This is a genomic window from Nocardioides sp., from assembly GCF_014360585.1.
Classification (GTDB): Bacteria; Actinomycetota; Actinomycetes; order Propionibacteriales; family Nocardioidaceae; genus Nocardioides.
On record NZ_JACIXG010000002.1, the window covers coordinates 20,728 to 35,349 of the forward strand.

Consider the following 14,622-nt stretch of genomic DNA (forward strand, 5'->3'; position numbering starts at 1 on the left):
GGTTGGGCAAGGCCGAGATATTTGTGACCCCCGACACATAGCACCATTCAGCAGCCCTCGCTTGTTTGGGAAGGGCGCGTCGGGAAATGTGTGAGGCCGCTATAAATCGGATGGTGACGGACAATAAAAGGGTTTCGATGCCGGCCTGGGTATCCGGTTTCGAGGTCAGTTCGAAACTGCCGACGAATCGATCTCGCGGCGCAGGATCTTGCCGGTCGGGCCCTTGGGGAGCTCCGGCATGATCCAGACGTGACGCGGGTTCAGGCCGTCGTGGCTGGGGAGACGGGATCGGCGTCCAGCACCTGGCCGCGGGTCTCGCGCAGCGCGAGGAGGCACGCGGTGCTGAGCACGGCCAGGACCGTCACGAAGCCGGCGAGGCCGCTGGTGCCCCAGCGCTCCAGCAGCGCGCCGCCGATCACGAGCGGCAGCGCGCCGCCGATGATCCCGGCCAGGTTGTAGGCCATCCCGGCACCGGTATAGCGGTACTCCGCCCGGAAGAGCTCCGGAAGGTACGCCGCGGCCGGCCCGTAGGGGATGCCGATGGCGATCATCAGCACCGCCAGCGCCAGGGTGAAGGAGCCGGCGTCACCGGGGGTCAGGATCGCGAACGCCACAGGGCCGGCGATCAGACCGAAGACCGTCCCGGTCATCAGCACGGCGCGTCGGCCGACCCGGTCGGAGAGCAGAGCGGACCCGATCACCGCGACGCAGAGGACGAGGCCGGCCACCATGTTGGCCGTCAACATCTGGTTGAGGGTGAGGCCGAGTCCGTTCTCCTCGGGCGGCCTGGTGGCGATGCCGCCGAGGAAGACCACGGCGAGGTAGAAGGCGCCGAACGTCATCGCCAGCATCCCGCCGCCGAGCAGGATCTGCCTCCACTGGTCGCGCAGTGCGGCGGCGAACGGGAAGGACACCGTGGCTCGAGCGGCGGTGACCTTCGAGAACGACGGTGTCTCGGCGATGTTGAGCCGGACCCAGAGGCCGAGCGCGATGAGCACGATGCTGACCAGGAACGGCACCCGCCAGGCCCACTGCTGGAAGGCCGCCAGGCCGAGCACCTGGATCGTGAGCAGGAAGGTCCCGCTGGCGATGATCACGCCGAGGCCGGGTCCGAGCTGGGGGAACAGGCTGTAGCGCCCGCGCTTGCCCTCCGCGGCGTACTCGGAGGTGAGCAGCGCGGCTCCTGCCCACTCGCCGCCGAGCGCGGTGCCCTGGGTCGCCCGCAGGAGCACCAGCAGCAGCGGCGCCGCCGCTCCGATCGCGGCGGCCGTCGGGATCAGGCCGATCGCGAAGGTCGCACCACCCATCATCAGCAGCGTCGTCACCAGGGTGCGCTTGCGGCCCAGCCGGTCGCCGAAGTGCCCGAACACCACGGCGCCCAGCGGGCGGAAGACGAAGGCGACCCCGAACGTCGCGACGGATGCCCAGGTACCCGCGGCGCTGCCGAGCGAGGGGAAGAAGAGCGGTCCGAAGACCAGTGCGGCGGCGTAGCCGTAGATGAGGAAGTCGTAGAACTCGATGGTCGTGCCGACCAGCGATGCCATCGCGATCCGTGACATCGACCGGGGCTGGGTCGTTGTGGTCATGTGCCTGCCTCTGTGTCCGTCCCGCCGTGTGCGGCAGGATGTCGGGTGTGACAGGCATCACTGTGCGGTCGCGACGGGCCTCGGGGCCACGAGTACGAGCCACAGAACTCGTTGTGGTCGGCCCACAACTCCGGACGAGGAGGTCCTGATGAGCACCGATCCGATCAAGCGCATCGTCGCCGGCGTGCGAGACCGCCTGCCGACGACCGTCGAGGTCTTCCTGACGCGCACCTGGGAGCAGGTCCCGGCCTACGCGGCCAGCCGCGACCCCAACCTGCGCAGCGATGTCGGCCGCCATGCCGAGGCGGTCTTCCATGCGGTGCTGATCACTCTCGAGGAGGGCCGCGACGCGGTCCGCGAGGACTTCCCCCTGAGTGCCGGTCAGGCGGCCAACCGGGTGCGCCAGGGGGTCGCGCTAGCTGACTTCCTGCACGCGTTCCGGCTGGGGCAGGTCGCGTTGTGGGAGCGAATCGTCGAGATCGCTGCCTCGGACCCAGAGACCAGCCAGGCGGCGCTTGCCGCGGCCTCGCGCGTGATGCAGGTGATCGAGGTGGGGAGCACGGTCGCTGCCGAGGCCTACCTCAACACCCAGCAGCTCGAGCTTGCCGAGGGGGACCGGATCCGGCGGGACCTCGTCGAGGATCTCCTGGCCGGACGTGAGGTCCCGGCGGGTCCGAGGCTCGATGTCGCTCGCTCGTGCGGGCTCGAGCGCGACGGACGGGCGGTGGTGATCATCGCGGTCCCGGTGCGCCCCCTACGTGTCGGCCAGAGTCTGCGCGAAGCGCTCCGGGTCATCCGCACCGAGCTCGGTCCGGAGCAGGAGGGCGTCGCGGTGATCCAGCAGGAGCAGATGATCGGAATCCTGCCGGCGGCCACCGACGACGTACAGGCTCTCGTGCCCGATCTACGCCGGGTGCACCGCCAGCTCGCCCGTCAGGGCATCGATCTGGCGGTCGGCGTCAGCACCGTCCACACCGGCTGGGCAGATGTCCCGGCGGCGTACGCCGAGGCCGGGATCGCCCGCGACTCCCTGGCGGATGAGCCGGGTGTGGTGGCGCTGCCGATGCTCTCGACGGTCGACTATCTGGTGCTGCGCGAGGACGCCACCGTCCGTCGGCTGATCCGTCCGGAGCTGCGTCAGTTCGTCACCGACGACCTGGCGCGCGACGGGGCGATGATCGAAACGATGCTGGCCTACGTGGCCAGCGACATGAATGCGAAGCTCGCCGCGGAGCGGCTGCACATGCACGTCAACACCGCCTACTACCGGCTCGAGCGGATCGCCGAGCGCTCCGGCTGCGACCTGCGGCGGTTCGCCGATGTCGAGGAGCTGATCTTCGCGATCCGGCTCCTCACCAAGCCTCGCGGCGTTTCGAGGACCTAAGCCTGCGCCGGCTTGCGGCCGTAGAACCAGTAGACCGCCGCGCCGAGCAGGTTGGTGCTGCCCCACAGTCGCCACAGCATCCGCGGCCCGCGGAGTTCGTCGTCGGAACGCTTCTGCAGGTCGCGCAGGATCACCGGGGCGACCGCCGCCTGGGCCACGAGCGCGCTGGTGGACAGGATCGCCTTCTGCTTCTTGGTCAGTGCCATATCGCCAGTCTTTGCCGTCGTTTGCTTTGCGTCAAGCGTCCTGGCCGATCAGGCGGCCGATCGAGCCCAGGGTGGGATCACGACGATGCCCTCGATCGGGAAGGTGCCGTCGCGGTCTCGGCGCAGCCACACCGGGCCCAGGCGCTGGGTGCGTAGGTGGGCCCGCCACATGCTTCGGCGGTTGACGTTGTCACCGCCATCCTGGCCCAGGACGATCTGCCTCGTCCCTGTCGAGTTCATGCCGATGACTCGCGGCGTGAAACCCCAGTAGGACGAGATCGAGTATGGCGCCGGCCGTCCCAGAACCCAGACGTCGCTGCCCTTGGGCACATGCCGGAGGACCAGCTGGCCGCCGCCGTCGAGCTCGGAGGCGACCCCGTGCCAGAACCGCTTCGCACGGACCGTCTTGACCGCGCCCTTGCGCTCTAGCTGGCTGTCGTCGAAGAAACGTGCGATGCACGTCGTATGACCCCAGGGCCCGACGCGCCCCGCGGCGTCGACGGCCCGGGCTCCGACGCACGAGCCATGACCCTGGTTGATGCCGACGGTGATCTGGCTCGTCCGCGACGTCGAGGTCAGCCCGACGCGCTGTAGGTGCGACGGATAGGTCCATGCCCGTCGGCCGGTCGAGGTGAGGGGTGTCTTCGAGACCCGCACCTGGACGTAGGCAGGCTTGCCGCCGGCCGCCAGGTCGCTGCCGGCGTACGCCTCGTAGGTGACCTTGAAGCTCGGCGCGAGGGTGAAGCCATAGGTGGGTCGAGCGACGGTCTGGACGCTCGGCCCAGAGGTGGCTGCCTGCGTGGCGGGCGCGGGGCTCATGGTTGCCAGGAGAGCGATCGCGACGGCTGTCGCCACGCGCGGCAGGGTTCGGTTGGGCATGCGGCGGAGGGTATCTCTGGCTGGGGGTCCGCGGCGACCGTTTTCGCCGGTTTTGTCGACGAGTTACAGCAGGCTCGGCAGGTCGGCCGTCGAGGGCAGGAGATGGGTGCGGGACTCGCCGGCGAGCTGGTCGTGGGTGAAGGAGCCGGTGGCGACGCCGACGACGAAGCCCGCTCCGGCGTTGGTGCCGGCCCCGAGGTCGTTGGGGGTGTCCCCGGCGACCAGCACGCGGCGTACGTCCTGGACGCCGGTCGCCTCCATGCAGCGGAAGACGAGGTACGGAGCGGGGCGGCTGGCGGGGACGAGGTCGGAGGTGATCACGGCGTCGACGGTCGAGCCGGTGTCCGCGCCGACGGTCCAGCCGAGGCCGTCGAGGATGGCGGCGGCGATCTCGGTGGAGTAGCCGGTCTGCAGCGCCACCTTCACGCCCCGCGAGCGCAGGGTCGCGAACATCTCGGGAACGCCGGGGATCGGCTGCGGCGGGCTCTCCCGGTAGGCGGTGACGAGACGCTCGCCGAAGCCGTCGAAGATCTTGTCGACCTGGGCGGTGCTCGGGTCCTGGCCGAGCCCGCGCAGCAGCCCCTGGATCGCCTCCCGCTTGGAGGTGCCCTTCCACTGCTGCAGCAGATCGCGGGGGACCGGCTCGCCGGCGGCGTCGGCGACGGTGGTCTCGAGGACGTCGTAGACCAGCCCGCCCTCGTCGACGGTGGTGCCGGCCATGTCGAGGGCGGCGAGCTGGAAGTTCACGAGATCTCCTTGAGGATGCGTACGTCGGTGCGGACCCCGGCCGCGGAGGGGCGGGCGTTGTCGATGGTGAAGGTGACCCGGTCGGGGCGGTAGCGGTCGTCGGCGTACTCCAGCGGGACCCCGTCCGAGGATGTCGCCCGGCGACGCTCGCGCAGCAGCGGGCCGCCGACGGCGATCTCGAGCAGGTCGGCGTCGGTCTCGTCGGCCGCGACCGCGTCCATGGTGTGGCGGGCCGCGTGCAGGTCGACGCCGGCGGCGGTGAGGTAGCCGTAGAGCGACCCGGAGTCGGGGTCGAAGTCGAACAGGAGGCGCCCGACGCTCTCGACGAAGGTGCTGCGCTCCAGCATCGCGGGCTGACCGTCGAGCAGGCGAAGCCGCAGCACGTCCACCACCGGGTCGCCCTCGTCGATGTCGAGCGCCTCGGCGGCAGCTGCGGTGGCGCCGCGCCGGGCGACCTCGATGGTGCGCTGGCCGGCGGTGTGGCCGATCTGCTGCACCCACGCGCTGAACGAGATCAGCTGCTCGAAGGGCTGGCCGAGGGCGGTGTCGCGCACGGTCGGCGGGCGTCCCTGGCCGCCGCTGAGCAGGCCTTCGCGACGCAGGCTGGCCAGCGCCGTACGGATGGTGCCGCGGGAGGCGCCGAACTGCGCGCAGAGCTGCGCCTCCGAGGGGATCGGGGCGCCGGTCGGCAGCTCGCCGCCGACGATCCGCGCTCGGATGGCCTCGGCGACCTGGACGTGCAGCGGACTACTCATGAAGGCAGGCTACAACTTGACCAGACAAGAGCGCGGAAGAGCTTCGTGAACAACCGGAGAACGCCCAACCGGTCAAACAGGTCGCAGGAAAACGACCGGTTAACTTGTCTGTACATGTTGCTCGATCCTGTTGACCAAGGCCGCTGCGAGACAGAAGTGTTCGGGCTGTGCCAACTCATACGTCCACCCCCGACGGTGCCGCCGACCTCGTTGTCGTCGGTGCCGGGATCGTCGGCCTCGCGCATGCCGTCGAAGGGCTCGCGCGCGGTCTGAAGGTCCATGTCGTCGAGCGGGACGAGCGCGCCGTCGGCGCCTCCATCCGCAACTTCGGGCACATCTGCACCACCGTGCAGTCGGGCCAGGCGCTCGCCTACGCCGTCCCGTCCCGGGAGCGCTGGCTCGCCCTCGCCGCCAAGGCGGGCTTCGGTCTCCGGGAGACGGGGACGCTCGCCCTGGCCCGCTCCGAGGCGGAGATGGCCGTGCTCGAGGAGTTCGCCGCCGCCCGCGGCGCCGAGCAGGCCCGTGTGCTGAACGCCGCCACCGCCCGCGAGCTGTTCCCGCCGGCAGCCGCCGACGTCCTCGGCGGCGCCCACCTGCCGCTCGACCTCCGGGTGGACCCGCGCGAGGCGCTGCCCGCGATCGCCGCCTGGCTCGAGGCCCAAGGCGTCCGGTTCAGCTGGGCGACCCACGTCGGCGCCATCGACCCGGTCGCTGATGGGATCGAGGTCCGCACCAGCCGCGGAACGATCCGTTCCGCACGCGTCGTGCATGCCGCCGGCCATGACGTCGACCGGCTCTTCCCGCGGGCGGCCGAGGAGGCGGGCGTACGCCGCTGCCGCCTGCAGATGCTCGAGGTCGCGCCCCCGGGCGACGTCGAGATCGGGCCGGCGGTGCTGACCGGGCTCTCGATGCTGCGCTACGGCGGGTTCGCCGAGACCGCGGCCGCGGCCGACGTACGCAGGCAGCTCGAGCAGACCAGCCCGGAGCTCCTCGACGTCGTCATGAACCTCATGCTCACCCAGCGTCCCGGCACCGGCGGCCGGCCGGGCTCGATCGTCCTGGGAGACACCCACCACTACGACCGCACGCACCTGCCCTTCGACGACGAGCACGTCGCCGACCTGGTGCTGCGAGAAGGGGCGCGGCTGCTCGGGGCTCCGCTCACCGTCCGACGTCGCTGGCGAGGGGTCTACGCGGACTCACCGCTCACCGACTTCCTCATCGAGGAGCCGTTCCCGGGACTCCGGGTCGTCTCAGTGACATCGGGCATCGGCATGACCACCGCACTGGGCCTCGCGCCCGACGTCCTCGACCAGCTGCTCTGACCCACAGGAGAAACCGACATGTCCACGCTGCGCTCCCTCACCGCGCTCGCCGGCGCCGCCACCCTGAGCCTCGCCCTGGCCGCCTGCGGTGGCGAGGCGGCCCCTCAGCAGGCCGCCGCCGGCGGCGAGATCGGCCCCGACCAGATCTGCCCCGACGGCACCCTCACCATGGGCGTCGAGCCCTTCGAGGACCCCAAGACCCTCATCCCCGTCTACGAGACGCTGGGCAAGGCGCTCGGTGAGGAGCTCGGCTGCGAGGTCGAGGTGCAGATCTCCGACACGTACGTCGCCGAGATCCTCGCCATGCAGAACGGCAAGCTCGACATCGGCCAGTTCGGTCCGCTGGGCTATGTCTTCGCCCAGAAGCAGGCCGGCGCCACACCGCTGGCGTCCTTCGCCGGCGAGGACGGCAAGGTCTCCTCCTACACCGGCGGCATCTGGGTGCCGAAGGACTCGCCGATCCAGTCCGTCGACGACCTCGCGGGCAAGACGCTGGCGCTCTCCGAGTCCGGCTCCACCTCCGGTGACGCGGTGCCGCGCATGGCTCTCATCGACGCGGGGATCGAGAAGGACGTCAGGGCCGAGTACGCCGGTGGCCACACCGAGGCCCTCCTGGCCCTGGTCAACGGCAAGGTCGACGCGGCCGAGATCAACAGCCAGACCCTGGTCTCGGCGACGGCCGAGGGCCAGTTCGACGAGACCGCCTTCCGTCAGATCTGGGAGTCCGAGCCGATCCTGAACGACCCGATCACGGCGGGACCGAACATGACGCCCGAGGTGTCTGCGGCCGTCCAGGAGGCGCTGCTGAACCTGCCGGCCGAGACGGTCGCGGAGATCGGTGAGTACCTCGACTTCACCCCGCCGGCCGGCAAGCCGGCGATGGTCGCGGTGACCGAGGAGGACTACCAGCCCGTCGCGGACCTCGCCGAGGCCCTCGACCTGACCACGGACGATCTGTGAGCGAGCACGCGGCCACACTGAGTATCGAGGGCCTGAGGAAGGCGTTCGGGGAGAAGACGGTCCTCGACGGCCTCTCCTTCCAGGTCGCCTCCGGGGAGGTGGTCAGCCTCCTCGGGGCCAACGGCTCGGGCAAGTCCACCTCGTTGCGCTGCGTGGTGGGTCTGGAGCGCCCCGACGCCGGCACGATCACCGTCGGCGGGGTCACCGCCAAGCCCGGCGAGGCGGTGCCGGAGGTGGCGATGGTCTTCCAGAAGATCCATCTGGTGCCCCGCCGCAGCGTGCTCGACAACGTCTGCGCGGGCGCCCTGGGCCGGCTCGGCCTGAGCCGGTCCTGGTCGGTGCTGGCCTTCCCGCGCGAGGTGCAGGCCGAGGCGATGGCCTGCCTGGACCGGGTCGGCCTCGCCGACCGGGCCCGGGAGAAGGCCGGTCGCCTCTCCGGTGGCCAGCAGCAGCGAGTCGCGGTCGCCCGGGCACTGTGCCAGCGCGCCAAGGTGCTGCTCGCAGACGAGCCGGTCTCGGCGCTCGACCCGGCCGCCTCCGAGCAGGTCATGAACCTCCTCCGGTCGCTGGCCGACGACGACGGCCTCGCCGTGGCCGCGGTGTTGCATCAGCCCGACCTGGCGCGCCGCTTCTCCGACCGGATCCTCGGGCTGGCCGGCGGCCGGCTCGTCTTCGACAGCAGCGCCGAGGTCACCGACGAGGCCGTCGCCGACCTCTATCGGCCAGCCCTCGAGGCCGCTGCCTCGATGGCCTCCACGGGCACCGCGACGAAGGAGTTCGCATGAGCGGCCTGACCACCGCCCCGAGGCCTCGCCTCGACATCCCGCCGCGCTTCCGTCCGTCCGGCGTCGCCGCCGCGGCGCTCATCACGGTCGCCCTGGTCCTGGTGCACTGGTACGCCGCGGTGCAGACCAACACCTCGCCCAAGGAGCTGCTCGAGGGCTGGCGGGGGCTGTGGAGCTTCCTGTTCGGCGTCGACCGCACCTACCCGAACGGCAAGACCATCCATCAGGACGGTGCCTTCCCGCTCGACCTGCGCTGGGCCGAGACGATCCGGCCAGGACTGGAGTACTGCCTGCTGACGATCTGGATCGGCCTGCTCGGGACGACCCTCTCGATCCCGGTGGCGCTCTTCTTCGCGGTCATCTCGTCGCGGACGACCAACCGGTTCGTGCCGCTGTGGTTCCTGGGACGCGGGGTGATGTCGGTGCTGCGCGCCGTCCCCGAGACCGTGTACGCGCTGATGTTCATCGCCGCGGTCGGCTTCGGTGCCTTCCCGGGTGTGATCGCGCTGGCGATCCACAACGTCGCGGTCATGGGCAAGCTGTGGTCCGAGGCGATGGACGAGGTCGACCAGGGGCCCGTCGAGGCGCTCCGCGTCGCCGGGGCCTCGCCCACACAGTCGGCCGCGCACGCTGTGCTGCCCGCGGTGATGCCGTCGCTGCTAGGTCTGCTCCTCTATCGGTTCGACACCAACGTACGCAGCTCGGTGATCCTCGGCACGGTCGGCGCCGGCGGCATCGGCTTCTTCATCAAGACCGAGGTCGACAGCTTCCACTTCGACACGATGATGACCTACGTCTGCATGGTGATCGTCCTGATCATCGTCATCGACCTGTTCAGCGCCTGGCTGCGCCGGAAGGTCGGCACGGTCTGACGGGCACGGTCTGACAGCGCGGTCTGACGGCACCGCCGGCGGAGGAACTAGGCTCGCGCCCCATGACCGAGTTCGCCGCTGTGATCCTTGTCGACCGTCGTGGCTGGGTGCTGCTCCAGGAGCGTGACGAGCGCCCCCGCATCGCGCCGGAGAAGTGGTCCTTCTGCGGCGGCCACCTCGAGCCCGGTGAGGATCCGCTGGCCGGCGCCGCGCGTGAGCTCGAGGAGGAGACCGAGATCCGGGTGAGCCCCGCCGACCTGCACCTGGTCGCCGTCCACGACGTCCACCATCCCGAGACGGGGACCGACGACAAGCTTCATCTGTACGCCGCCGGAGTCGACCTCACCGACGCCGACGTCGTGTGCCACGAGGGCCGGCAGATCGTCTTCGTCGACCCGGCGAAGGCACCTGACCTGGACCTCAGCGACTCGGCTCGGATCGGGCTCGGGCAGTTCCTCGGATCGCGCCAGCACCTGGCCCTATCCGGGTCGGCGAGCCTCAGGATGGAGACGTAGAATCCCCTCTTATGGGTCTCCTCGAACGCATCGCCGCGCCGCAGGATCTTCGTGATCTCTCCGACGACCAGCTCGAGCTCCTCGCGAGCGAGATCCGGGACGTGATGATCCGGACGGTGGCCACCAACACCGGCCATCTGGGGCCGAACCTCGGTGTGGTCGAGCTGACGCTGGCCATGCACCGGGTCTTCGACAGCCCGAGCGACAAGATCGTCTTCGACACCGGCCATCAGTCCTACGTGCACAAGCTCGTCACCGGACGGGCCGGCGACTTCTGCACGCTGCGCCGCGAGGGCGGGATGAGCGGCTACCCGAGCCAGTCGGAGTCGGACCACGACGTGGTCGAGAACTCCCACGCCTCCACCTCGCTCTCCTACGCCGACGGGCTGGCCAAGGCCTACACGATCCGCGGCGAGGACCGCCACGTGGTCGCCGTGATCGGCGACGGCGCGCTGACCGGCGGGATGGCCTGGGAGGCGCTCAACAACATCGCGATCCAGCACGACTCCAAGCTGGTCATCGTGGTCAACGACAACGGCCGCTCCTACACCCCGACCATCGGTGGCCTGGCCACGGCGCTGACCTCGCTGCGTACGAACCCGCGCTACGAGCTCGTCCTCGACATGGTCAAGCGCCGCCTCAACGCGGTGCCCGGGATCGGCGCGATGGCCTACGACGCGCTCCACGCGGTCAAGAAGGGGCTCAAGGACGCGGTCGCGCCTCAGGGCCTCTTCGAGGACCTCGGGCTGAAGTACGTCGGGCCCGTCGACGGCCACGACCGGCACGCTCTGGAGCAGGCCCTGACGAGCGCCAAGAAGTTCGGTGGCCCGGTGATCGTGCACGCGATCACCCGTAAGGGCTACGGCTACGACCCGGCCGAGCGCCACGAGGCCGACCAGTTCCACTCGCCGGGTCCGTTCGACGTCCAGACCGGCGCCGAGAAGCCGAAGGGCCGGATCTGGACCGACCACTTCTCCGACGCGATGGTGCGGCTGGGGGAGAGCCGCCAGGACATCGTCGCGATCACCGCGGCGATGATGCACCCGGTCGGCCTCGACGGGTTCCAGGCGCGGTTCCCGAAGCGCACCTTCGACGTCGGGATCGCCGAGCAGCATGCCGCCACCTCGGCCGCCGGTCTCGCGATGGGGGGCCTGCACCCGGTCTTCGCGGTCTACGCCACCTTCCTCAACCGTGCCTTCGACCAGGTCCTGATGGACTGCGCCCTGCACCGCGCCGGAGTGACGTTCGTCCTCGACCGGTCCGGGGTGACCGGTGACGACGGCGCCTCCCACAACGGCATGTGGGACATGTCGCTCCTCCAGATCGTGCCCGGGCTGCGCCTGGCCGCGCCCCGCGACATCACCCGACTGAACGAGCTGCTCGACGAGGCGGTCGACGTCGATGACGCGCCCACCGTCGTACGTTTCCCGAAGGGTCCGCCGCCCGAGGACATCCCCACGATCGCCAAGCTCGGCGGCGCCGACGTGCTGGTCCGCAACGGGACCAAGGATGTCCTGGTCCTCGGTGTCGGCTCGATGGCCGAGGTCGCCATGGGTGTCGCGGAGCGGCTCACCGCGCAGGGCATCGGCGTCACCGTCGTCGACCCGCGCTGGGTGAAGCCGGTCGACCCGGCTCTCGTCGAGGCGGCCGCCGACCACAGGCTCGTCGTCACCATCGAGGACAACGGCGTCGCCGGCGGCGTGGGCGCCTCGTTCCTGCAGACCCTGACCGCAGCCGGCGTACGCACGCCGGTGAAGATCCACGGGATCCCGCAGGAGTTCCTCGACCACGCCAAGCGTCCCAAGATCCTGGAGGCGATCGGCCTGACTCCGCAGGCGATCACCCTGGACACCATCTCGGTGCTCGAGGGCTTCCTCCGTGGCGACACCGTTCCTCCTCTGGACGAGGGGCGCCTCTCGCACCAGGAGCAGCTCTGACCGGTGCGGTCGGCACCGCTCACCTGACCGCGGAGCTGGCGCATCAGGTCGTCGAACGGACCATGGGCGTCATCGGTCACAACGTGAACGTGATGGACGCGGCCGGAGTGATCCTCGCCTCGGGCCAGGACGACCGGATCGGCACCGTGCACGAAGGGGCCCTGCTGGCGGCGCAGCAGGACCGGGTGGTGGAGATCGCGCACTCCGACGCGCTCGCGCTGCGTGGCGTCCAGCCCGGCATCAACCTGCCGCTACGGTGCCACGGCCGGCTGGTCGGGGTCGTCGGCATCACCGGTGACCCGGGGCAGGTGCGCGTGCTCGGCGACCTCATCCGGGTGACGGCGGAGCTGATGGTGGACCAGGCCCAGGTGGCCGAGTCCCGGCAGTGGCGCTACCGGGAGCGGGAGGAGTTCGTCGGCCACGCCGCCGCCGGACGGCTCGCTCCGCGTGAGCTCGCCGAATGGGCGGCCGGGCTGGGCATCGACCTCGAGGTGCCGCGACGTGCGACCGTGGTCGCACCGGCGTCCCGCACCCAGGAGCACACCGAGGCCCTGCGGGGGTTCCAGCGGGACGTGCTGCAGGTACGCGGTGTCCTGGTCGGACGGGTGGAGCCGCAGGAGCTCGTCGTCTTCAGCCCCGCCGGGCGCTCCCCGGGCCCCAACGAGGATGTCAGCGCGCTGCTGCACGCTTCCGAAGGTCGTCTCCGGCATGCCACCGGGCGAGCCTTCGCCGGGCCCAGCACCTTCGAGCATGCGTACCTCACCGCCAGCGACACGCTGGCGGTCACCGGTCTCGTCGGCACGGTCGGCGGGTACGACTTCGACGACGTTCCGCTGCTCGCCCTGGTCAGGGGCATGGGCGAGGGCTGGCGAGGTGACCTGCTCGCGGAGCCGTGGCAGCGGCTGGTCGCGGCGGACCGCTCCGGCGAGCTCGTGGCCACCTTCAGCGCCTACATCCAGCACCATGCCAGCGCGACGGCGGCGGCCGGGGCCCTGCACGTCCATCGCAACACCGTCCGATACCGCCTCGCCCGGATCGGCGAGATCACCGGGCTGCGGATGGACCACCTGCCGGACGTGCTGATCCTCTATCTCGGTCCGGTGCTCGGCTCGGAGGGGTAGCCCGGCGCGGTTTGTGCAGATGCACAAGATCCGGGCCGCAGGCCTTGGCCATCTGCCTGTGGACGCCGTCACATCGCGACGCCGATGCTGTGCAGCGTATGCCTGACGCGTGCCTGGCGCGCGGGCACCATCTTGCCCGACCGGCGCGACCCGGTACGACGACGAAGGACTTCCATGGCCGACCTGCTGATTCTGATCGCCCTGGTGATCGGGCTGATCCTGCTCACCGCGTGGGCACGGGTGCATCCGTTCCTGGCGCTCCTGCTGACCGCGTTGGTCGGCGGCCTGGCCTTCGGGCTGCCGCCGCTGACCGACGGTGACACCCCGGGCGTGGTCGCGATCGCCACCGGCGGTTTCGGCAGCACGCTCGGCGGCATCGGGATCGTCATCATCCTCGGCACGATCATCGGCGTCTTCCTCGACCGGTCCGGCGCGGCGATCACGATGGCCGACGCCATCGTGAAGGTGCTCGGCCGACGGTTCCCGACGCTGACGATGAGCATCATCGGGTACGTCGTGTCGATCCCGGTCTTCTGCGACTCCGCCTACGTCATCCTCAACTCGCTCAAGGAGTCGATGGCCGCCCGCACCCGCACCAGCCCGGTCGCGATGTCCGTCGCCCTGGCCACCGGCCTCTACGCCACCCACACCCTCGTCCCGCCCACCCCTGGCCCGATCGCCGCGGCCGGCAACCTGGGCCTCGACGCGCAGCTGGGCCTGGTGATGGCCCTGGGTCTCGTGGTCGGGCTCGTCTCCGCTGCGGCCGGGGCGCTGTGGGCGATGCGGTTCCGCGACGTCCAGCCCGACGGTGTCTCGGATGCCGAGGTCGACCGCCGGATCGCCGAGTTCGAGAAGCTCGCCGACACCGTCCAGCGTCCGGGCACCGCCATGGCGTTCGCCCCGATCGTGGTCCCGATCCTGCTGATCATGCTCGGCTCGGCGATGTCGCTCCCGTTCCTCCCCGGCACCGAGACCGTGGCCGCTGACGTGCTGCGCTTCGCCGGCCAGCCCGTCATCGCGCTGCTGATCGGCCTGGCGATCGCGATCGCGGGCCTCCGCCCGACCAACCACGAGAAGACCGTGACCGACCGGGTCGGGGAAGGCATCGTCGACGCCGCGCCGATCCTCCTCATCACGGGCGCCGGAGGCGCGTTCGGTGCCGTCATCCAGGCGACCGACATCGGCACCTACCTCGGCACCGAGCTGTCGGCGCTGGGCATCGGGATCATGGTGCCGTCCCTGATCGCGGCCGCACTGAAGACGGCGCAGGGCTCCTCGACGGTGTCGATGGTGACCACCTCCGCCCTGGTCGCGCCGCTGGTGGCCGACCTGGGGCTCGGCAGCGACCTCGGACGTACGCTGGTCGTGCTCGCGATCGGGCTGGGGGCGATGACGGTCTCGCACGCCAACGACAGCTACTTCTGGGTGGTCAGCCAGTTCAGCCGGATGAGCGTGCCGCAGGCCTACCGCGCCCAGACGATGGCGACCCTGGTCCAGGGCATCGCCGGTATGCTCGTCGTCCTTCCGCTCTCCCTGCTGATCGTCTGAGC

Annotated in this window: 14 protein-coding genes; 9 read left to right on the forward strand and 5 right to left on the reverse strand. The window is 70.5% G+C overall.

Annotated elements, in window-relative coordinates; translation table 11 throughout:
- Nucleotides 1-260: 260 nt before the first annotated feature.
- Nucleotides 261-1,586: an MFS transporter gene (locus H5T77_RS00935; protein WP_292644032.1), complete on the reverse strand. Its 1,326-nt coding sequence runs from the start codon at nt 1,584-1,586 to the stop codon at nt 261-263.
- A 148-nt stretch (nt 1,587-1,734) separates the two neighbouring features.
- On the opposite strand from H5T77_RS00935, the gene H5T77_RS00940 reads away from it, so the two are divergent.
- On the forward strand, nt 1,735-2,970 hold the full coding sequence (locus H5T77_RS00940) for a PucR family transcriptional regulator (protein ID WP_292644034.1): 1,236 nt from the start codon (nt 1,735-1,737) through the stop codon (nt 2,968-2,970).
- Here H5T77_RS00940 and H5T77_RS00945 read toward each other — a convergent pair.
- The 4 genes from H5T77_RS00945 to H5T77_RS00960 form a co-directional block, all read right to left on the reverse strand.
- Nucleotides 2,967-3,176 (reverse strand): hypothetical protein, encoded by a 210-nt coding sequence (locus H5T77_RS00945; protein WP_292644036.1) that lies wholly within the window; start codon nt 3,174-3,176, stop codon nt 2,967-2,969. The genes H5T77_RS00940 and H5T77_RS00945 overlap by 4 nt on opposite strands.
- A 48-nt stretch (nt 3,177-3,224) precedes the next feature.
- The gene (locus H5T77_RS00950; protein ID WP_292644038.1) at nt 3,225-4,055 is read right to left on the reverse strand and encodes a hypothetical protein; all 831 of its coding nucleotides are present in this window, start codon (nt 4,053-4,055) and stop codon (nt 3,225-3,227) included.
- 63 nt (nt 4,056-4,118) lie between these two features.
- Nucleotides 4,119-4,802: a phosphonatase-like hydrolase gene (locus H5T77_RS00955; RefSeq protein WP_292644040.1), complete on the reverse strand. Its 684-nt coding sequence runs from the start codon at nt 4,800-4,802 to the stop codon at nt 4,119-4,121.
- Nucleotides 4,799-5,557: a GntR family transcriptional regulator gene (locus H5T77_RS00960; RefSeq protein ID WP_292644042.1), complete on the reverse strand. Its 759-nt coding sequence runs from the start codon at nt 5,555-5,557 to the stop codon at nt 4,799-4,801. The genes H5T77_RS00955 and H5T77_RS00960 overlap by 4 nt, the downstream gene beginning before the upstream one ends.
- A gap of 167 nt (nt 5,558-5,724) precedes the next feature.
- Here H5T77_RS00960 and H5T77_RS00965 point away from each other — a divergent pair, with 167 nt between their 5' ends.
- The 8 genes from H5T77_RS00965 (at nt 5,725) to H5T77_RS01000 (ending at nt 14,620) form a co-directional block, all read left to right on the forward strand.
- Nucleotides 5,725-6,882: a TIGR03364 family FAD-dependent oxidoreductase gene (locus H5T77_RS00965; RefSeq protein WP_292644044.1), complete on the forward strand. Its 1,158-nt coding sequence runs from the start codon at nt 5,725-5,727 to the stop codon at nt 6,880-6,882.
- 18 nt (nt 6,883-6,900) lie between these two features.
- Nucleotides 6,901-7,842, forward strand: coding sequence for a phosphate/phosphite/phosphonate ABC transporter substrate-binding protein (locus H5T77_RS00970; RefSeq protein ID WP_292644046.1), 942 nt, complete (start codon nt 6,901-6,903; stop codon nt 7,840-7,842).
- Nucleotides 7,839-8,627 carry a phosphonate ABC transporter ATP-binding protein gene (locus H5T77_RS00975; protein WP_292644047.1) on the forward strand — a complete coding sequence of 263 codons (789 nt, stop codon included), beginning with the start codon at nt 7,839-7,841 and terminating at the stop codon, nt 8,625-8,627. Before H5T77_RS00970 ends, H5T77_RS00975 begins: the two co-directional genes overlap by 4 nt.
- Nucleotides 8,624-9,499, forward strand: coding sequence for a phosphonate ABC transporter, permease protein PhnE (gene phnE, locus H5T77_RS00980; RefSeq protein WP_292644049.1), 876 nt, complete (start codon nt 8,624-8,626; stop codon nt 9,497-9,499). Before H5T77_RS00975 ends, phnE begins: the two co-directional genes overlap by 4 nt.
- A gap of 62 nt (nt 9,500-9,561) precedes the next feature.
- Nucleotides 9,562-10,014, forward strand: coding sequence for an NUDIX domain-containing protein (locus H5T77_RS00985; RefSeq protein ID WP_292644051.1), 453 nt, complete (start codon nt 9,562-9,564; stop codon nt 10,012-10,014).
- 11 nt (nt 10,015-10,025) lie between these two features.
- Nucleotides 10,026-11,951, forward strand: coding sequence for a 1-deoxy-D-xylulose-5-phosphate synthase (gene dxs, locus H5T77_RS00990; RefSeq protein ID WP_292644052.1), 1,926 nt, complete (start codon nt 10,026-10,028; stop codon nt 11,949-11,951).
- Between the two features lie 35 nt (nt 11,952-11,986).
- Nucleotides 11,987-13,072: a sugar diacid recognition domain-containing protein gene (locus H5T77_RS00995; RefSeq protein ID WP_292644270.1), complete on the forward strand. Its 1,086-nt coding sequence runs from the start codon at nt 11,987-11,989 to the stop codon at nt 13,070-13,072.
- A 174-nt stretch (nt 13,073-13,246) separates the two neighbouring features.
- Nucleotides 13,247-14,620, forward strand: coding sequence for a GntP family permease (locus H5T77_RS01000; protein ID WP_292644054.1), 1,374 nt, complete (start codon nt 13,247-13,249; stop codon nt 14,618-14,620).
- Nucleotides 14,621-14,622: the final 2 nt, after the last annotated feature.